The sequence below is a fragment of the Halorhodospira abdelmalekii genome, from assembly GCF_016583625.1.
Taxonomy (GTDB): domain Bacteria; phylum Pseudomonadota; class Gammaproteobacteria; order Nitrococcales; family Halorhodospiraceae; genus Halorhodospira; species Halorhodospira abdelmalekii.
Genome location: NZ_NRRN01000015.1, coordinates 42,058 through 60,651 on the forward strand (window position 1 = coordinate 42,058; position 18,594 = coordinate 60,651).

Below are 18,594 nucleotides of genomic sequence, written 5' to 3' on the forward strand. Positions count from 1 at the left end.
ATTGTTAGCTAAGGCGATGATCATGAATAAACTATCGATTGCGGCTCAGCTGCGTATCTTGGTTGCATTGGCGCTTGTCGGTGTCTTCTTGGTACTTCTCATCGGCGGTGTTGCGGTGACTTCAGCGCTCTCCAATCAGCGCCTCTTGCAGGCGGAGGTGCGCCCGCTCGACGAGGCTGGAAGGACAATCGCTGAGTCCCTGGATGGCTTTTCGCAGTTGCGCGGCGGCATGCTCGGTGCTGAGAGTGTTGAGGCGCTGCAACAGATTGAGCCCGCAGACCCCTATCGTGATCGGTTTGCTGAACAGATCGCGGTGATCGCTGATGCGGCTCTCTTTACCGCGCGCTACGGTGACGATCTGAGCGTTCTACGCGAGCGTTTTTCTGCCTTTACCGAAAGCTTCGAGCGCATCCGACCGGAATTGGAGACGGCGCTGAGTCAGCGTGAGGATCTTGTCCGGCAGGTGCGTGGAATCGTCGAGTTTTTCGCAGTCGTTGAGAGCGATATCGAAGGCTTGTTCAAAGAGGCGCTGGATGACTACGAGCGCCGCCGCTGGGCAGCGCCGATCGCTCAGGTTGATCACTCGGCTCGCGCCTGGGCGCGCGCGATTGAGGTCTCGCGGGCAATGCGCGATGTACTGGAGGCGCAAACACTCGACGAATTGGAGCGAATCCATACCGAGGATCTTGAGCCGGCTTTCAGCGCCTTGACCGATCACCTCGAGTCTTTCGAGGCGGTCACCGGTGGTGGGATGGCCCGTTCAGCGCGCGATATGCAGGCCGCACTCGGGGCGTTTGATGCGTGGATGTTCGCCGAGCAAGGTTCGGTGATGGTGGCCAAAGAGCGAGAGGTCGCGGCTGCTGAGCGCATTGCCGAACGGGTCGCCGAGAACGAGCGCCACCACGAGGCGCTATGGGAGGCCGCCGGGCGGTTTGCCGAGCGTGTCGATGCGGTGGTCAACGACCGCATGGCGATCGCGGAGGCGCAGGCGCGACGCGATTTGCTGCTCTTTATCGGCGCCGGAGTGCTGGTCGGCATTATGATGGCTGGACCGCTCTATTGGGTGTCGCGCCGTTTGCACAGCCGGATCGCCCGGCTGCGCGATGAGGTCGGGGCCATGCGCATCGATCGATCCACCATCGATCTCTCTCGTCCCCTGACTGTGACCGGGCTGGATGAATTGAGTAGTCTGGCGGGCTCTTTTAACGAGGTGCTCGATACGGTTCGCGATGCTCTGCGTGAGGTCGTTGGGGCGGTGCAGGCGGTCGATGATCAGGCCGCACAGATCGGCGAATCGACGCAGCGCTCACGCGATATGGCTCGTACGCAAGGTGAGCAGACCGATCAGATCGCTACCGCGATGAACCAGATGGCTTCGACGGTGCAAGAGGTCTCGAGCAATACCCAGGTCGCGCACCAGCACACCACGCAGGCTGCCGAGCAAGGGCTGGAGATCCGCGAGATTGCCGAGTCCGGGGTGCAGGAGATGGGGCGTCTCTCGACCACCATGGAAGGGTCGAAGGCCGTCGTCGATCGGCTCGTCGAACGTTCGACCGAGGTCGGCAAGATGACTGCGAATATCCAAGAGATCGCCGATCAGACTAACCTGCTCTCGCTCAATGCTGCGATTGAGGCGGCACGCGCTGGCGATGAGGGGCGCGGTTTTGCCGTTGTCGCTGAGGAGGTGCGCACGCTGGCGATCAACACCCAAGAGATGACCCAGCAGATTCACAAAGTCATCGCTGGGTTGCAGCAAGATGCCGCCGAGTCGGCAGAGACGATTCACCAGGGTCGCGAGCAGGCGATTCGCAGTGCCGAGGAGGTTGAGCGTATCAAGGCAGCTGTTGAAAATGTGCATAACGCCCTGAGCGGTCTTGAGGATCAGGTCTCGCACATCGCCTCGGCGGCTGAGGAGCAGAGTGCTACGGCGGAGGAGATCAACCGCAATGTCCAGGGCTTGAACGATCTTGCGAGCGAAAATAGCTATCTGATCGATAAGCTCAGTCGCGGTGGGGAGTCGCTGCGTGAGGTCGCCGAGCGACTGCAGCAGCACAGCCGACGCTTTCGTTTGTAGCGCGTCACTGCGCACAGCTCGCCGCACGCCAGAGGAGAGAGAATAGAGATGAAACTCGAGACCCAGGCTATTCACGCCGGTTTTTTCCCCGATCCAACGACCAAGGCGGTCGCTGTTCCGATCTATCAGACGACGTCGTACGCCTTCGACGATACCCAACACGGGGCCGATCTCTTCGACCTCAAGGTCGAGGGCAACATCTACACGCGGATCATGAATCCGACCAACGCCGTGCTTGAGCAGCGCGTCGCCTCAATGGAGGGCGGTGTGGGTGGGTTGGCGGTGGCCTCGGGCATGGCCGCGATTACCTACGCGATTCAGTGCATCACCCGGGCCGGTGATAACATCGTCTCGACCGCGAAGCTCTACGGCGGGACGTACAACCTCTTTGCCCACTCCCTGCCGGTCCACGGCGTCGAGGTGCGTTTTGTCGATCCAGAGGACGAGGCGGCAATTGCAGCGCAGATCGACGAACGCACCAAGGCGCTCTTCTGCGAGAGCGTCGGCAACCCCTCGGGCGAAGTCGTCGATGTCGAACCTCTGGCGGCGCTTGCTCATCGCCACGGCATCCCGCTGATCGTCGACAATACGGTGCCGACCCCCTATCTGTGGCGGCCGATCGAACACGGCGCCGATATCGTCATCCACTCCCTGACCAAGTACATGGGGGGGCACGGTACGAGTGTCGGTGGGGTGATCGTCGACTCGGGTCGTTTTCCATGGGCCGAACACGGGGCGCGTTTTCCGATGATGGTGGAGCCGGACCCCTCCTACCACGGTGTCGTCTACACCGAGGCGATGGGGGCGGCCGCCTTTATTGGCCGGTGTCGCGTCGTGCCGTTGCGCAACATGGGAGCAGCGCTCTCGCCCTTTAACGCCTTTTTGCTGCTTCAAGGCATCGAGACGTTGCCGGTGCGCATGGATCGGCACTGCGAAAACGCCCAGCGGCTCGCCGAGTACCTGCAGGGCCACTCGCAGGTGACGTGGGTTAAGTATGCCGGTCTGCCGGATAGCCCCTATCGGGAGCGGGTCGATCGCTATATGGGTGGGCGCGCTTCGAGTATCTTGAGCTTCGGGGTCAAAGGTGGTTACGACGGTGGGGCACGTTTCATCGATGCGCTGCGGCTGGTCACGCGGCTGGTCAATATTGGCGATGCCAAATCGCTGGCGTGCCACCCGGCGAGCACGACGCACCGTCAGCTTAACGAGCAGGAGCTAGCGAGCGCCGGGGTGTCGCAGGATATGGTGCGGCTCTCGGTCGGCTTGGAGCATATTGACGATCTGGTGGCCGATATCGACCGGGCCCTGGCGGCGACTTAATACGCCGGCTTGCCGGGTGCCGGGTGCCGGGTCGAGAGGGCGGTGGTCTCGTTTGTGGAGGCTGGGGTTTTTCGTCCGATCTGATACTCTGTACGCTCACTGATACTGAGCAATGCGGCGGAGCTATGGCCCAATACGTCTACACCATGAATCGGGTATCCAAGGTGGTGCCCCCCAAGCGACAAATCCTTAAAGACATCTCGCTCTCCTTCTTCCCGGGCGCCAAGATCGGTGTCCTCGGCCTCAACGGCTCAGGGAAGTCGTCGCTGCTGCGCATCATGGCCGGCGAAGATCAGGAGATCGATGGCGAGGCGCGCCCGCAGCCGGGCATCAAGATCGGTTACCTGCCGCAGGAGCCGCGCCTCGATGAGAGCAAAGATGTGCGCGGCAACGTCGAGGATGGGGTGGCCGAGACTAAAGCACTGGTCGATCGCTTCAATGCGGTTTCGGCGCAGTTTGCAGAGCCGGATGCCGACTTCGACGCCCTGATCGCAGAGCAGGCGAAGCTGCAGGATCAAATCGAGGCTGCCGGCGCCTGGGATCTTGAGCGCAAACTCGAGCAGGCCGCCGATGCGCTGCGGCTGCCGCCGTGGGATGCCGACGTCGCCACCCTCTCAGGGGGCGAGCGCCGGCGAGTGGCACTGTGCCGTTTGCTGCTCTCAGCGCCCGATATGCTCCTGCTCGATGAGCCGACGAACCACCTCGATGCGGAGAGCGTCGCTTGGCTAGAGCAGTTCCTAGCCGAGTTTCCGGGCACCGTGGTGGCGGTCACCCACGATCGCTACTTCCTCGACAATGTCGCCGGCTGGATTCTCGAACTCGACCGTGGGCGCGGCATCCCGTTCCAGGGCAACTACTCGGCGTGGCTTGAATATAAAGAGAAGCGCTTGGAGCAAGAGGCGCGGGAGGAGCAGGCGCACCGTAAGAGCGTGCAGCAAGAGCTCGAATGGGTGCGGCAGAATCCGAAGGGGCGGCAGGCGAAGAACAAGGCCCGTATCCGTCAGTTCGAAGAGCTGCAGTCGCAGGAGTTCCAGCAGCGCAACGAGACGCAGCAGCTCTATATTCCACCTGGACCGCGGCTCGGCAGTAAGGTCATCGTAGCTGAAGGGGTGCAGAAGGCCTTTCGCGGCGAGCTGCTCTATGAGAGTTTGGACATGAACGTGCCGCCGGGCGCCATCGTTGGCATCGTCGGTCCAAATGGCGCCGGTAAGACGACGCTCTTTCGCATGATCTCCGGTGAGGAGCAGCCGGATGCCGGGACTATCGACGTCGGCGATACCGTCGAGTTGGCTTACGTCGATCAGAACCGCGATGCCTTGGATGGCAGCAAGACGGTCTGGGAGGAGATCTCTGGCGGCCACGATATCATTCGGGTCGGTAAGTATGAGACCCCGTCGCGCGCCTACGTCGGGAAGTTTAACTTCCGTGGTTCCGAGCAACAGAAGTATATCGGTGATCTCTCCGGCGGTGAGCGCAACCGCGTCCACCTCGCTAAGTTGCTGCAGCGCGGCGGTAACACGCTGTTGCTCGATGAGCCAACTAACGATCTCGATGTCGAGACGTTGCGCGCGCTGGAAGAGGCCTTGTTGGCCTTCCCTGGGGTGGTCATGGTGATCTCCCACGATCGCTGGTTCCTCGATCGCATCTCGACCCATATTCTCGCCTTCGAGGGCGAGAGTCGTACGGTCTTCGTCGAGGGGAACTACCAAGACTACGAGGCCGATCGTAAAAAACGCTTGGGTGATGAGGCGGCACAGCCGCATCGCATAAAATACAAGCGGTTGGGTACCTAGCCTAAAGGGGTGCTGACTCCTGGGAGCGCCGGCGTCCTCGCCGGCATTCTTCCTATGCCTGCCGACGGGGACGTCGGCGTTCCCGGGAAAGGCGCTCGACCGCCACCACGCTTCAGCAGTGTGACAGAGTTGCGAAGGACAAAGGGTGGGTGGTTTTTGGCAAATCGCTAAGAGGAGGGGTGGTTATGGCCTCAGAAAAAGAGTCATCCGGCACACAGAAGACGGTCTCGCCCGGCGTCGGCAGCAGCGAGAGGGCGGCGGTCTCGGTCGATAAGACCCTGCCGATGGTCGCCTACATCCTCTACTTGGCCGGCCCGGTCACCGGTGGCTTGAGTGCCTTGGTCGGCGTGGTGATCGCCTACGTCAACCGCAGCGTCGGCGGTGAGTTCATCGCTAGCCACTACACCAACATGATCACCACCTTTTGGATCTCGTTGGTCGTCCTGCTGGTCTTCCTGGTCACGGCGATGATCGGCATCGGCTTCCTTATCTACGTCGCTTGGCTGATCTGGGTGATCGTCCGCTGCGTCATAGGGCTCTCGCTGCTCAATCGCAACGAGCCGATGCCCGACCCGCAATCGTGGTGGCTTGGGCGCTAGCCCGGTTGTTAAACCGGGCGTTGAGTGGGTCCTTCGTTCGCTCCCCTCGCCGTTCGCCCTTGCCGTTGGCATCAGGTGGCGAACGGGAAGGGGGCTGCGATGAGAATGACTAAATAGGCGGCGTAGCCGCCTAAGAGCAATAGCCCTTCGCGCTGCGATATGCGCATGCCGCGCCAAAAGAGCGGCAGACAGATGAGGGCTGTTGCGACCATCACCGGGATGTCGAACAAGAGTGCCGGTTTTGCTACAGGGAGCCCGCCGGGGGCGAGCAGTGCCGCGCACCCGAGCACCGCGAGCAGGTTGAACAGGTTGCTGCCGATGATGTTCGCTAGGGCGATTTGGCGTTCGCCGCGCAGCGCGGCGATCAGCGAGGTGGCCAGTTCGGGGGCGGCGGTGCCGACGGCGACGACGGTTAGACCGATGACCAATTCACTGACACCGAGCAGTCGGGCCAGCACGACCGCGGCCTCGACCAGAATGTAGGCGCCGGCGCCGAGCAGCAGGATGCCGCTCAGCAGTCCCGCGGCAGCGACCCAGCCGAACGGCCGTTCTGGAGGCGGTTCCGCGGCCACTAGGTCGCGGTCCCCCCGGCGCAGCGTCAGTAGCAGATAGAGCACCAGGGCGAAGAGTAGCAGGCTGCCGTTGACCGCCCCAAAGTGACCGTTCAGGGCCATGATGGCGACCAGCAGCGAGGCAGCGATCATCGCCGGCACGTGGAACCGCAGCAGGGCGCTCTGTACCGTGATCGGTGCGATGGCCGCCGATGCTCCGAGGACCAGCAGGATGTTGGCGATGTTGCTGCCGACGATGTTGCCGAGTGCGATATCAGCGGCGTGCTCGGTAAAGGCGGCCCGCAGGGTGACCGCCAGTTCGGGTGCGCTGGTGCCGAAGGCGACGACCGTCAGCCCGATCACCAGAGGGGTGATGCGCAGGTGAGCCGCGGCGTGGCTGGCTGTGCGCACCAGCCAGTCGGCGCCGACCAGTAGCATAGCGAGGCCGATCACAAAAAAAAGCCCTGCAAGCATGGTTAATTAGCTTCCTTTTTTTAGTAAAATCAGGCAAACTGAGGGATTGCCGGTCCTTTGTTGCGCTGCGAGTGATGCTCGGGGCGTTGCGTTGGGCCGTGCTTTGTTCCCGCAACAGAGGAGTCGCTATGTTCTCCCAAGAGATGACCATCGCCGAGTTCGACCCCGAACTGGCTGCTGCCATTGCGGATGAGCGCCGCCGTCAGGAAGACCATATTGAGTTGATCGCCTCCGAAAACTACGCCAGCCCACGCGTGCTTGAGGCGCAGGGCAGTGTGCTGACGAATAAGTATGCCGAAGGGTACCCCGGAAAGCGCTACTATGGCGGATGTGAGTACGTTGATGTCGCCGAGCAACTGGCAATTGACCGTGCGAAAGCGCTCTTCGGCGCCGATTACGCCAATGTCCAGCCGCACTCTGGTTCGCAGGCCAACGCCGCGGTCTTTCATGCGCTGCTGCAGCCCGGAGAGACCATCCTGGGGATGAGCCTCGATCACGGCGGGCACCTGACCCACGGGGCGAAGGTCAATTTCTCCGGTAAGCTCTTCAATGCCGTTCAGTACGGGATCGATGATCGCGGCCAGCTCGACTATAGCGAGATTGAGCAGCTGGCGCAGACGCACCGGCCGAAGTTGGTCATCGGGGGGTTCTCAGCCTATTCGCAGGTGGTCGATTGGGCGCGGTTGCGGGAGATCGCCGATGCGGTCGGCGCCTACCTGGTCGTCGATATGGCGCACGTTGCGGGGCTGGTGGCAGCCGATCTCTACCCGAATCCGGTGCCGTACGCCGATGCCGTTACGACGACGACTCACAAAACGCTGCGGGGACCGCGTGGCGGCATGATCCTGGCCCGGTCGAATCCGGAGCTGGAGAAGAAATTCCAATCACTTGTCTTTCCAGGCACGCAGGGCGGGCCGTTGATGCACGCCATCGCCGGTAAGGCGGTCGCCTTTAAGGAGGCGATGACTCCTGAGTTCAAGGCGTATCAGCAGCAGGTCGTGGTCAACGCCCGAGCGATGGCTAAGCGGGTGATTGAGCGCGGCTACAACGTTGTCTCCGGTGGTACCGACAACCACCTCTTTTTGATGGATTTGACCCCGAAGGGACTGACCGGGAAAGAGGCCGATGCGGCGTTGGGGCGGGCGCATATCACCGTCAATAAGAATACGGTCCCGAACGACCCGCAGTCGCCTTTTGTGACGAGTGGGTTGCGGATCGGCACGCCAGCGATTACCACACGCGGCTTTAAAGAGCCGGAGGCTGAGCAGTTGGCCGACTGGATCTGCGACGTGCTCGATCACATGGGTGATGAGTGCGTCATTGAGCGGGTGCGCGAGGCAGTTCAGGAGATCTGTCGCCGCTATCCGGTCTATGAGCAGTAATGGCCCGCGTGGGTGAGTTTGCCGATGGGAGTGGCCGCTCCCATCGCGATCACCGGATCGTCCCGGTTGCCCCGGTTGCCCCGGTTGCCCCGGTTGCTTCTAGGTCGCGAGATCGCGCCGGGATGAGGGTGGTCGAGACCGCCTTCCGAGAGCGGTGACTGGGTCCGATGCATTGTCCCTATTGTCGGCATAAGGATACCCGCGTCGTCGACTCTCGTCTGGCGGGTGACGGGGAGCAGGTCCGCCGGCGCCGGCAGTGCCCTGAGTGCGGGGAGCGCTTCACCACGCACGAAGTGCCGGATCTGGTGATGCCCCGCGTGGTTAAGGCCGACGGGCGGCGCGAGCCGTTCGATCAGGCGAAACTGCGCGCTGGCTTGCGCCGTGCCCTGGAGAAGCGCCCGGTGGCCACCGAGGTGGTCGAGGCGGTGGTGCAGCGCCTTTGTAAGCGTGTAGCAAGCCGTGGGGAGCGCGAAGTTGCCGCGGCCACAATCGGTGAGTACGTAATGGAGGCGCTGCGGGAGATCGACGGCGTGGCCTACGTTCGGTTCGCATCGGTCTATCGGCGCTTTGAAGATGTCGGTGCCTTCCGCCGAGTCATTGAGGGTCTGGAGCAAGACCGGCAGGAGCGTGAGGCGGATGGCAGCTGAGGGGGGCGAGTCGGCCGTAAATGATGCGCACTGGATGGCGCGGGCCATTCGTCTCGCCGCAGCGCCCTTTCCGCCTCCCCATCCTAATCCGCGCGTCGGCTGCGTCATCGTGCGTGCTGGGCGGGTGCTCGGTGAGGGGGCGCACCGGCGCGCCGGCGAGGCGCACGCTGAGGTCATCGCCTTAGCCTCCTGTACCGAGTCGCCGCGGGGGGCGACGGTCTACGTGACCCTCGAGCCGTGTGCCCACTATGGGCGAACACCGCCCTGTGCCGACGCCCTGATCGAGGCGGGGGTGGGGCGCGTTGTGGTGGCGCATCGCGATCCGCACCCGCAGGTTGCCGGGGCCGGTATCGCACGGCTGCGGGCGGCCGGCATTGAGGTGAGCGAAGGCCTCCTAGGGGCCTCGGCGCGTGACTTAAATCGCGGTTTTTTGCGCCGGGTGGCCGGCGGTGATCCGTGGGTCCGGGTTAAGCTCGCGGCCAGTCTCGATGCCCGTACTGCACTAGCCTCCGGGGAGAGCCGCTGGATCACCTCGGAGGCAGCGCGGCGTGATGTCCATCGCCAGCGCGCCATGGCGGCGGCGGTGGTGACCGGGGCCGGCACGATCCGCTGCGACGATCCGCAATTGACCGCCCGTGACGTGGAGCCGCCGCTGACCGCTGCGCAGCAGCCGCCGCGGGTGGTGCTCGATCCGCGACTGCGGAGAGTTACCCCGCAGGCGGCGTTGTTGCAGGCACCAGGGTCGGTATGGCTTTGTCACGACGGCTCGGCTGCGCCCGAGCGGATCGCGGCGCTGCAAGCCGTTGGCGCCGAAGTGATCGCGGTGGCCGCGCAGCCGGACGGTCAGCTCTCTCTGCGAGATGTGCTCGATCTACTGCGTGATCGGCAGGTCAACGAGGTCTGGGTGGAGGCAGGGGCGACCTTGGCCGGTGCCTGGGTGGCGGCCGATCTGGTCGATGAGCTGGTGCTCTACACAGCGCCGTGCCTGCTCGGCGAGGGCGCGCAGCCGCTGTTGCGCTTGCCGTTGTTGACCAATATGGCAGCACGTCGCCGGGTGCGTTTCCAAGAGGTGCGTCGAGTCGGCGAAGAGCTGCGGGTGAGTGCGCTGCTGGAGAAGAGCGCTGCTGGAGAAGAGTAAAGATGTTTACCGGGATCATCGAAGCGACCGGACAGATCAGTGAGTGGACGCCGCGCGACGGGGCGTGCAGCGTTGCCATCACCGCGCCGAATTTGGGGCTGGAGCGGGTTCGCTGTGGCGACAGCATCGCGGTCGATGGGGTCTGTCTGACGGTCACCGAGCGAACCGAGACGCAGTTTCGAGCCGATATCTCCGATGAGACGCTGCGCTGCACAACGCTCGCGACGTTGCGCCAGGGGGCGCAGGTCAACTTGGAGCGCGCGGTTACGCCGAGCACCCCGCTCGGCGGCCACTTGGTGACCGGCCACGTCGATGGTGTCGGCGAGGTGAGCGCCCGGCAGCCGGCGGGTGGCTCAGAGCGGTGGCGATTCCGTCTGCCGGAGGGGCTTGAGCGTTACGTTGCGGTCAAAGGCTCGATAGCCATCGCTGGGGTCAGTCTAACGGTCAATACGGTCGTTGGGCGCGAATTTGAGATCAATCTGATCCCGCATACCCTGGGGGCGACCAATCTGGGGCAGCGGCGGGTGGGCGATCCGGTCAATATCGAGGTCGACCTGGTGGCCCGCTACGTCGAGCGGCTGCTCTTTGTTGCGGCATCGGACAGTGACGCGGTGGCGGGAGACTCGGGTTTGACGCTGGAGCGCCTGCAGCGGGCCGGTTTTGGCGGTCTTTCTAAATAGTGTTTTCTACACAGTGGTGCCCATGGACGCTACGGCAGAGACGGTGACATTCAACAGCATCGAGGAGATCGTCGAAGATCTGCGCCGCGGGCGTATGGCGGTGATCCTCGATGATGAGGACCGGGAGAACGAGGGCGATCTGGTGATGCCAGCGAGCTTGGTGCGCCCGGAAGATATCAATTTTATGGCACGCTACGGGCGTGGGCTGATTTGCCTGACTCTGACCCAAGAGCGCTGTGAGCAGTTGCAATTGCCCCTGATGGTGCGTCCGAACGGCAGTGAGGAGCGCTTTACCAGCTTTACCGTTTCGATCGAGGCGGCCGAGGGGGTGACGACCGGGATCTCCGCCGCTGATCGGGCGCGCACGGTGCAGGCGGCGGTGGCCCCGGGAGCGCGGCCTGAAGACCTGGTGCAGCCGGGGCATATCTTTCCGCTGATGGCGCAGCCGGGCGGGGTCTTGACCCGGGCCGGACATACCGAGGCCGGTTGTGACTTGGCCCGGTTGGCTGGGCTCGAGCCGGCCGCTGTCATCGTCGAGATCCTCAACGACGATGGCAGTATGGCGCGCCGTGACGATTTAATGGCGTTTGCCCGTGAGCATGCGTTGAAGATCGGCACCGTGGCCGATTTGATTGCCTATCGCGTGCGCAATGAGCGCTCGGTCGAGTACGCTGATCGCTGTGAGCTGCCGACCGAATACGGTGACTTCGAGCTCCACGCCTACCGCGACAATGTCAGTGGGGCGTTGCATTTTGCCTTGGTCAAAGGGCCGTTACAGGCCGAGGAGCCGGCGTTGGTGCGTGTCCACGTCGAGACCCCGTTGGCCGATCTGCTCGGTGCGACGGGGCCGCGCTGCGGTTGGCCACTGCGCTCGGCGTTGCGGCAAATCGCAGCGGCCGAGTCCGGTGTGATCGTGGTGTTGCGCAGCCACGACCCCAGTACGGCGATTCTTGAGCACATCCGTTGCTATCATGACGAGGCAGCCGGGCGTTGCAGTGATGACGAGGGACATGCCGCCTCGCCCGATCTGCGCACCTACGGTATCGGTGCACAGATATTGACCGATCTAGGGGTGCGTCGGATGCGGGTCCTCAGTGCGCCGAAGCGGATGCACGCGCTCTCAGGGTTCGGTATGGAAGTCACCGAGTATGTGCAGCCGGAGTCGCCGGAGCTTTAGCGCCTAGTCTTAGCGGCGGCGTCTTAGCGGCGGCTGCGCCTGGTAAGGCCGGGTTGCGCAACGGCCGCCCGAGGCGGGAGAGAGAGGCGCAATCACCGCGGCGGTGTGCTCGCCGCTTGCGCCCGGAGGCGCTTGTTTGTAGCGTGAAACTATAATCATCGAAGGGTTGGCTGATGCGTATTACGGAAGGACATCTGACCGGGCTGCCGGATGCGCGCTTCGCGCTCGTCGCCGCACGCTTTAACGAGTTTATCGTCGAGAGCTTGATCGCCGGGGCGGCCGACGCCCTACGGCGCCACGGTGTCCCGGTAGAGCAGATTGAGGTGATTCGTGTGCCCGGTGCTTTTGAGTTGCCGTTGGCTGTGCAACGAGTCGCTGAGAGCGGCCGTGCCGACGGAATCATTGCCCTCGGTACGGTGATCCGTGGCGGCACCGATCACCATCAGCACATCGCTAACGAGTGCACAAAGGGGATCGCTCAAGCGATGATGGTGACCGGGGTGCCGGTTGCACACGGGGTGTTGACGGTCGATACCCTGGAGCAAGCTATTGAGCGTGCTGGCACGAAGGCAGGGAATAAGGGCGCGGAGGCGGCCCTCTCGGTTCTTGAGATGGTCGATTTGTTGCGACAACTCGAGCATTGATCAATGGATAAAGGACGGGAGCGGCACGCGCGCAGCCTGGCGCGCTCAAGGCTGGTGCAGGCGCTTTATCAGTTTGCGGTCACCGGGCAGGGGGCGGCGGAAATCGAACAGCAGTTCATCGACAACGGGCTGGGTGAGAGTGACGTGGCGTACTTTCGCGAGACGATCCATGCGGTGATCGCGCAGGCTAATGAGCTCGATGGGCGTTTGGCGATGCTGCTTGATCGGCCATTGGCGCAGCTCGATCCTGTCGAGCGTTCCGTTTTGCGCCTGGGCGCCTATGAGCTGGTGGCGCGCTACGATGTGCCGTGCGGAGTGGTGATCGATGAGGCCATCGAGTTAGCGCGACGGTTTGGAGCGGAGCAGTCGCACCGCTACGTCCACGGTGTGCTGGATCGGTTGGCTGGGCAGATCGAGCGGCGTGCCGTCGAGCGTGCGGCGAGGGGGCGTGCTTAGTGCTTGCAGGGGGCGGCGAGGCGGCGCTGATCCGGCGCTATTTTCAGGGGCTGACGGCGTGCCGTGAAGGCGTGGTGGTCGGAATCGGTGACGATTCGGCGCTGCTCGAGTCGCCGGCCGAGGGCGGCTTGGCGGTCTGCTGCGACACCCTGGTCGAAGGGGTGCACTTCCCGGCCGATATCCCGGCTGAGGCGCTTGGGCACCGGGTGTTGGCGGTCAACCTGAGCGATATTGCCGCGGTCGGGGGTGAGCCGCTGTGGGCGGTGCTCTCGCTGAGCTTGCCGCAGGCCGAGCCGGAGTGGCTGGAGGGTTTCGCTGAAGGCTTTAAGCGCCTGGCTGACCGCTATAACGTGGCGCTGATCGGAGGTGATACGACGCGCGGCGCCTTGTCGGTAACGGTTACAGTGATCGGCTGCGTGGCGCACGGTCAAGGGTTGCGGCGGGCGGGGGCGCACCCTGGGGATGAAATCTGGGTAACCGGGACGCTAGGGGATGCCGCGTTAGGGTTGGAGCGGTGGCGCCAGCGTGCCGGCTTACCGCTTACGGGGAATGCCGCCGTGCTAGCGGCGCGGCTCTTTCGCCCCGAGCCGCGGGTTGCCGCCGGGCGCGCTTTGCGAGGTGTGGCGACGGCAGCGATCGACCTCTCTGACGGCGTGGCGGTTGACCTGTCGCGGCTGCTTGAGGAGAGTGGCGTAGGGGCGACCTTGCAGCTTGAGGCGTTGCCGCGTTCGGCGGCCTTTATCGCTGAAGGGGGTGAGTTGGCAGCGCTGCTCCACGGTGGCGACGATTACGAACTCTGTTTTACGACATCGCCACTGAGTGCTCAGCAAGTCGAGCGGCTAGCGGAGCAGGCTGGCACGACTCTGACGCGGATCGGAGCGGTGGAGTCGACTCCGGGGTTGCGTGGAGTCGATGGCGCGGGCAATACCTGTGCTCTGCAGGCTGATGGCTATGATCACTTTGCCGCCGGGGTGTGAGTGTTCGCTACTAATGTTCGCTACTAAGGAGTGGTGGGCGCGAGTTGATCTCTCTCGAGGGTGTTTTAGAGGCTTCCTCGGGCATGGTGATAGCTGCAACGTCGGCAGGTTTGGTGAAGGGGGAGGCTCGGTGCCTGGTGGGGGCTTCTCTCTTGTTGAAGATCGGATGAGATCGGGGAGCGACGCGATTCCATGAGCCATTCTCCTGCAACTGCTGCCTCCTTTCGTCTGCGCGATCCGGTGCACTTGCTCGCCGTCGGTTTCGGTTCAGGCTTGGCGCCGTGGGCGCCGGGCACCTTCGGCACTGTAGCGGCACTGCCGCTCTTCGCGCTGCTCTATCTGGCGCCGCTGCCTCTCTATTTGTTGCTGAGCGGCGTTGCCGTGGTGGCCGGAGTGTGGATCTGCGGGCGGGCGGCGGCCGATGTTGGCGTGCACGATCACCCAGCGATTGTCTGGGATGAGATTGCCGGCTTCTTGATCGCAGCGCTGCCGCTGGTCTTAGGGTTCGGGAGCGGTCAACTGCTGCTCGATGTGGCGGTGATCTTCGTCCTCTTTCGTCTCTTTGATGCCCTTAAGCCGTGGCCTATCTGTCTGTTAGATCGGCGCCTTGGGGGTGGTTTGGGCATCATGGCCGACGATATCGCTGCGGGTGTCGCTGCGGCGTTGCTCTTTTTGCTGCTCAGCGGGCTCTGGGCGGTGTGATGCACGGCCCGTCTGGGATGGCACGAATTCGAGAAGGTCGATGTGAGCACAGTTTGTGCGATCAAAGGTGGGATGTTTGCCTTGAGGAGACAAGATTCCGGTGAGTGATACGTTATACGTCGAGACGCAAGGCTGTCAGATGAACGAGCACGATACCGAGCGGCTCGCGGATCTGCTCGTGACAGAGGCCGGTATGCGGCGTGTCGATGATCCGGAGAGCGCCGATGTGCTGCTGCTGAACACCTGTTCGGTGCGCGAGAAGGCGCAGGAGAAGGTCTTCTCACGCCTTGGGCGCTGGCGCCGCTACAAGGAGCAGCGCCCCGATGTGGTGATCGGGGTCGGAGGGTGTGTGGCGAGTCAGGAGGGGGCAGCCATCCTGGAGCGCGCGCCCTACGTCGATCTGGTCTTCGGCCCGCAGACCCTACACCGGCTTCCGCAACTGGTCGCGGCGGTGCGTGCCGGTGCCGGGGCGCAGGTCGATATCGAGTTTCCCGAGATCGAGAAGTTCGACCATCTCCCCGCGCCGCGTGCGCTGGGGCCGACGGCTTACGTCTCGGTGATGGAGGGGTGTAGCAAATACTGCGCCTTCTGCGTCGTGCCCTACACCCGAGGGGAGGAGATCAGCCGCCCGCTCGCCGATGTGGTGGCCGAGGTGGAGACGTTGGCGGTGCAGGGCGTGCGCGAGATCACCTTGCTGGGACAGAATGTCAATGCCTACGCCGGACGGCTACGCGACGGCAGCAGCGCCGATCTGGGCTTGCTGATTGAGGCGGTGGCGCAGGTAGGCGGGATCGACCGAATCCGCTTTACTACCTCGCACCCGGTCGAGTTTCACGACGGGTTGATTGAGGCGTATCGTGAAGTTCCCGAGTTGGCCGATTTCCTGCACTTGCCGGTACAGAGTGGCTCGGATGCGATCCTGGAGCGGATGAAGCGGGGACACCGGGCGGCTGAGTACGAAGCGCTGGTTGCCGAGATCCGCAAGGCTCGCCCAAGCCTGGCGCTGGCGAGCGACTTCATCGTCGGTTTTCCCGGTGAGAGCGAGGGAGATTTCTCCCAGACCCTGGCCCTGATCGAGCGGGTTGGTTTCGATGCCGGGGCCTTTTCGTTTGCCTATAGTCGCCGCCCAGGTACGCCAGCAGCCGAACTGTCTGATGAGGTGCCGGATGCGGTCAAGCGACAGCGTCTCTATCAGCTCCAGGTGGTGATTGGGCAGCAGCAAATGGCAGCGGCACAGCGCCTGCTCGGCAGTTCTCAGCGGATCTTGGTTGAGGGACCGTCGCGGCGCGATCCGCGCGAGTTCAGCGGTCGTACATCGTGTAACCGTGTGGTCAACTTCGCCGGTGATGATAGCCTGGTCGGCTCCTTTGCCGAGGTGCGCATCACCGAGACGCGTGCGCATTCGTTGCGTGGTGAAGTGGTGGCGTGTGAGCGGCCGCGAGCTCGACCGGGTTCGGCGACTCAAGGAGTACAGATTGCGGTGACGGATGGTTGATGTATTGAAGGTACGGCCTGGGGCGATCGATCTGGAGTTGGAGCCGACCGACAATGAACGGCTCGCCCGCCTCTGTGGACAGTTCGATGAGAACTTGCGGCAGCTCGAACGGCGTCTTGGGGTGGAGATCAAGAACCAAGGCCACCGCTTTCGGGTGATCGGTGGTGAACGTTCGGTCGTGGTCGCTGGCAAGCTACTCGAAGAGCTCTATGTGGCGGCGGCGCATCAACATCTGGAGCCAGAGAGCGTCCATCTTCATCTGCAGCAGGCACGCATCGACGAGCTCTGGGGTGGTGACGATGGTACGGTCGACGGCGACGGTACGCCCGTCAGTTCGGGCAGCGGCGAACAGACGGAGATCACGACACGCCGGGTGGTGATTCGCGGACGTGGCCCTGGACAGCGCGCCTACCTCGAGCGTATTCGCAGTCACGACTTGAGCTTCGGTATCGGCCCGGCGGGGACCGGGAAGACTTACTTGGCAGTGGCGTGTGCGGTCGAGGCCCTGGAGAGCGAGGCGGTGCGACGGGTGGTGCTGGTGCGCCCGGCGGTTGAGGCGGGTGAGCGCCTGGGGTTTTTGCCCGGAGATATGGCGCAGAAAGTCGACCCCTATCTGCGGCCGCTCTACGATGCGCTCTTCGAGATGCTCGGTTTTGAGCGGGTTGGTCGGCTGATTGAGCGCAATGTCATTGAGGTGGCGCCGTTGGCCTTTATGCGCGGGCGCACCTTGAATCACGCCTTTATCATCCTCGATGAGGCGCAGAATGCGACTGTTGAGCAAATGAAGATGTTCTTAACCCGTATCGGCTTTGGTTCGACGGCGGTGGTGACGGGGGATGTCACGCAGATCGATCTGCCGCCGGATAAGCCTTCGGGACTGCGCGATGCGGTCGATGTGCTGCACGGCGTCGACGGGGTGAGCTTTACTTTCTTCTCAGCGAGCGACGTAGTGCGCCACGCCCTCGTGCAGCGGATTGTCGAAGCCTACGACCGGCAGGGGCGGCACGACGGCGGGAGTGATACGGCGCGCGGGGAGCGGTCGCGTAAGTGAGTCGGCTCGAATTGGTGGTGCAAAGCGCAACGGCAGTTACCGCTGTTCCTGATGAGGCGAGGTTGCGAGGCTGGCTGGAGACGGCCGCGGCCGAAGTCGATTGTGGCGGAGAGTTGACCGTCCGCTTGGTCGATGAGTCGGAGTCAAAGGCGTTGAATGGCCGCTTTCGCCGGCGGGATGCCCCGACGAACGTCCTTGCCTTTCCTTTCGAGCCGCCGCCAGGATGGGGCGAGTGGGCGGAGGGGCCGATTCTTGGGGATATTGTCATCTGTGCACCGCTCGTTGCCGTGCAGGCGCGCGAGCAGGGCAAGAGCGCTGAGGCGCACTGGGCGCACTTGGCGGTCCATGGCCTGTTGCATCTGGTTGGTTACGATCACGAGAGTGATGCGGCTGCCGCCGCGGCGATGGAGGCGTGCGAGCAGCGCATTCTAGCGGTGTTAGGATTCGCGGACCCGTATGCAGAACGGTCGACATAATTCCATGAACAAAGATAAAGATGATGAACCTCCTAGTCGTGCTGCGGAGCGTCACGGTGCCTGGTTAACGCGTATGTGTCGCCGCTTCGGGGCGGCTGAACCGCGCACACGCGATGAACTGGTTGAGGATTTGCGGCGCTGTGAGCGCCCAGGGCTGCTCGATGCCGACGGGCTATCGATGATCGAAGGCGTACTGCATGTCTCCGAGTTGCAGGCGCGCGATATCATGATTCCACGTTCTCAGGTGACGACCCTGGCACGCGATTGCGAGCCGCACGAACTGCTGCCGACGATCACCCAGACTGGCTTTTCACGCTTCCCGGTGACCGGTGAGAGCAAGGACGACGTTATCGGGATCTTGCTGGCTAAAGATTTGCTGCGCCTCTTCCACGAGGAGGGGGCCGGTTTTCGAGTCCGTGAGGTATTGCGGCCAGTGCTCTTTATTCCCGAGAGTAAGCGGCTCGACGCCCTGCTGAAGCAGTTTCGTGAGAGTCGCAACCACATGTCGGTGGTTGTCGACGAGTACGGCGGTTTAGCAGGCATCGTCACCATCGAGGATGTCATTGAGCAGATCGTCGGTGAGATCGACGATGAGCATGACTTCGATGAAGATGCGCCAATTCTGGCGCGTGATGATGGTAGTTGGATCGTTAAGGCAGTGGCACCGATCGAGGGCTTTAATGAGGCGTTGCAGGCCGATTTGCGGGTTGACGATCTCGATACTATCGGTGGTGTGGTCGCGCAGCGCTTCGGTCACGTGCCGCGGCGGGGTGAGCGGATCGTCTTTGGTGGTTTCGAGTTCCGGGTGTTGCGCGCCGATAATCGTCGCATCCACCTGCTGCGGGTGATTCCGGTCGGGGGGGCGCAAGGGGAGGAGGCTCAGCAGCCGCGGCGCACCACAAACTAAGGCGAGTAGGTGGGGTCGGATAGTGATGGATGGTGGTGGGGGTGGTTGAGC

Annotated in this window: 18 protein-coding genes; 17 read left to right on the top strand and 1 reads right to left on the bottom strand. The window is 63.1% G+C overall.

Translation table 11 applies throughout. From position 1 onward, the window contains the following. Window positions 1–22: 22 nt before the first annotated feature. The 4 genes from CKO15_RS05175 (at window position 23) to CKO15_RS05190 (ending at window position 5,786) form a co-directional block, all read left to right on the top strand. Window positions 23–2,074: a methyl-accepting chemotaxis protein gene (locus CKO15_RS05175; protein ID WP_200193199.1), complete on the top strand. Its 2,052-nt coding sequence runs from the start codon at window positions 23–25 to the stop codon at window positions 2,072–2,074. 48 nt (window positions 2,075–2,122) lie between these two features. Further along, window positions 2,123–3,394, top strand: coding sequence for an O-acetylhomoserine aminocarboxypropyltransferase/cysteine synthase family protein (locus CKO15_RS05180; protein WP_200193201.1), 1,272 nt, complete (start codon window positions 2,123–2,125; stop codon window positions 3,392–3,394). A gap of 125 nt (window positions 3,395–3,519) precedes the next feature. Continuing rightward, window positions 3,520–5,187 carry an energy-dependent translational throttle protein EttA gene (gene ettA / locus CKO15_RS05185; RefSeq protein WP_200193203.1) on the top strand — a complete coding sequence of 556 codons (1,668 nt, stop codon included), beginning with the start codon at window positions 3,520–3,522 and terminating at the stop codon, window positions 5,185–5,187. Between the two features lie 185 nt (window positions 5,188–5,372). Beyond that, window positions 5,373–5,786, top strand: a complete 414-nt coding sequence (locus tag CKO15_RS05190) for a DUF4870 family protein (protein ID WP_200193205.1) — start codon at window positions 5,373–5,375, stop codon at window positions 5,784–5,786. A gap of 71 nt (window positions 5,787–5,857) precedes the next feature. Here CKO15_RS05190 and CKO15_RS05195 read toward each other — a convergent pair whose 3' ends face one another. Continuing rightward, window positions 5,858–6,811, bottom strand: coding sequence for a calcium/sodium antiporter (locus CKO15_RS05195; RefSeq protein ID WP_200193207.1), 954 nt, complete (start codon window positions 6,809–6,811; stop codon window positions 5,858–5,860). A gap of 128 nt (window positions 6,812–6,939) precedes the next feature. Between CKO15_RS05195 and glyA the strand changes: the two genes are divergently transcribed. From glyA to CKO15_RS05260, 13 genes are all read left to right on the top strand, one after another. Continuing rightward, window positions 6,940–8,193, top strand: coding sequence for a serine hydroxymethyltransferase (glyA, locus tag CKO15_RS05200; RefSeq protein ID WP_200193209.1), 1,254 nt, complete (start codon window positions 6,940–6,942; stop codon window positions 8,191–8,193). A gap of 167 nt (window positions 8,194–8,360) precedes the next feature. Beyond that, window positions 8,361–8,840: a transcriptional regulator NrdR gene (gene nrdR / locus CKO15_RS05205; RefSeq protein ID WP_200193211.1), complete on the top strand. Its 480-nt coding sequence runs from the start codon at window positions 8,361–8,363 to the stop codon at window positions 8,838–8,840. Further along, window positions 8,830–9,978 carry a bifunctional diaminohydroxyphosphoribosylaminopyrimidine deaminase/5-amino-6-(5-phosphoribosylamino)uracil reductase RibD gene (gene ribD / locus CKO15_RS05210; RefSeq protein ID WP_242464578.1) on the top strand — a complete coding sequence of 383 codons (1,149 nt, stop codon included), beginning with the start codon at window positions 8,830–8,832 and terminating at the stop codon, window positions 9,976–9,978. The genes nrdR and ribD overlap by 11 nt, the downstream gene beginning before the upstream one ends. A 2-nt stretch (window positions 9,979–9,980) precedes the next feature. Continuing rightward, on the top strand, window positions 9,981–10,658 hold the full coding sequence (locus CKO15_RS05215; RefSeq protein ID WP_200193213.1) for a riboflavin synthase: 678 nt from the start codon (window positions 9,981–9,983) through the stop codon (window positions 10,656–10,658). A 22-nt stretch (window positions 10,659–10,680) separates the two neighbouring features. Continuing rightward, window positions 10,681–11,835, top strand: coding sequence for a bifunctional 3,4-dihydroxy-2-butanone-4-phosphate synthase/GTP cyclohydrolase II (gene ribBA, locus CKO15_RS05220; RefSeq protein ID WP_200193215.1), 1,155 nt, complete (start codon window positions 10,681–10,683; stop codon window positions 11,833–11,835). 173 nt (window positions 11,836–12,008) lie between these two features. Beyond that, complete coding sequence (gene ribH, locus CKO15_RS05225; protein ID WP_200193217.1) at window positions 12,009–12,479, top strand: 6,7-dimethyl-8-ribityllumazine synthase; 471 nt, start codon at window positions 12,009–12,011, stop codon at window positions 12,477–12,479. Window positions 12,480–12,482: 3 nt separating this feature from the next. Continuing rightward, window positions 12,483–12,935, top strand: a complete 453-nt coding sequence (gene nusB / locus CKO15_RS05230; RefSeq protein ID WP_200193219.1) for a transcription antitermination factor NusB — start codon at window positions 12,483–12,485, stop codon at window positions 12,933–12,935. Further along, window positions 12,935–13,912 carry a thiamine-phosphate kinase gene (gene thiL / locus CKO15_RS05235; protein WP_338036001.1) on the top strand — a complete coding sequence of 326 codons (978 nt, stop codon included), beginning with the start codon at window positions 12,935–12,937 and terminating at the stop codon, window positions 13,910–13,912. The genes nusB and thiL overlap by 1 nt, the downstream gene beginning before the upstream one ends. Window positions 13,913–14,104: 192 nt before the next feature. Then, window positions 14,105–14,614 (top strand): phosphatidylglycerophosphatase A family protein, encoded by a 510-nt coding sequence (locus CKO15_RS05240; RefSeq protein ID WP_200193221.1) that lies wholly within the window; start codon window positions 14,105–14,107, stop codon window positions 14,612–14,614. 100 nt (window positions 14,615–14,714) lie between these two features. After that, the gene (gene miaB / locus CKO15_RS05245; protein WP_200193223.1) at window positions 14,715–16,109 is read left to right on the top strand and encodes a tRNA (N6-isopentenyl adenosine(37)-C2)-methylthiotransferase MiaB; all 1,395 of its coding nucleotides are present in this window, start codon (window positions 14,715–14,717) and stop codon (window positions 16,107–16,109) included. Further along, a complete protein-coding gene (locus tag CKO15_RS05250) occupies window positions 16,102–17,160 on the top strand; it encodes a PhoH family protein (protein ID WP_242464579.1) in 1,059 nt (352 codons plus the stop codon). The genes miaB and CKO15_RS05250 overlap by 8 nt, the downstream gene beginning before the upstream one ends. Continuing rightward, window positions 17,157–17,636, top strand: coding sequence for an rRNA maturation RNase YbeY (gene ybeY / locus CKO15_RS05255; protein ID WP_200193225.1), 480 nt, complete (start codon window positions 17,157–17,159; stop codon window positions 17,634–17,636). The genes CKO15_RS05250 and ybeY overlap by 4 nt, the downstream gene beginning before the upstream one ends. Window positions 17,637–17,640: 4 nt before the next feature. After that, the gene (locus CKO15_RS05260) at window positions 17,641–18,543 is read left to right on the top strand and encodes an HlyC/CorC family transporter (RefSeq protein WP_200193227.1); all 903 of its coding nucleotides are present in this window, start codon (window positions 17,641–17,643) and stop codon (window positions 18,541–18,543) included. The last annotated feature ends 51 nt before the right edge of the window (window positions 18,544–18,594 follow it).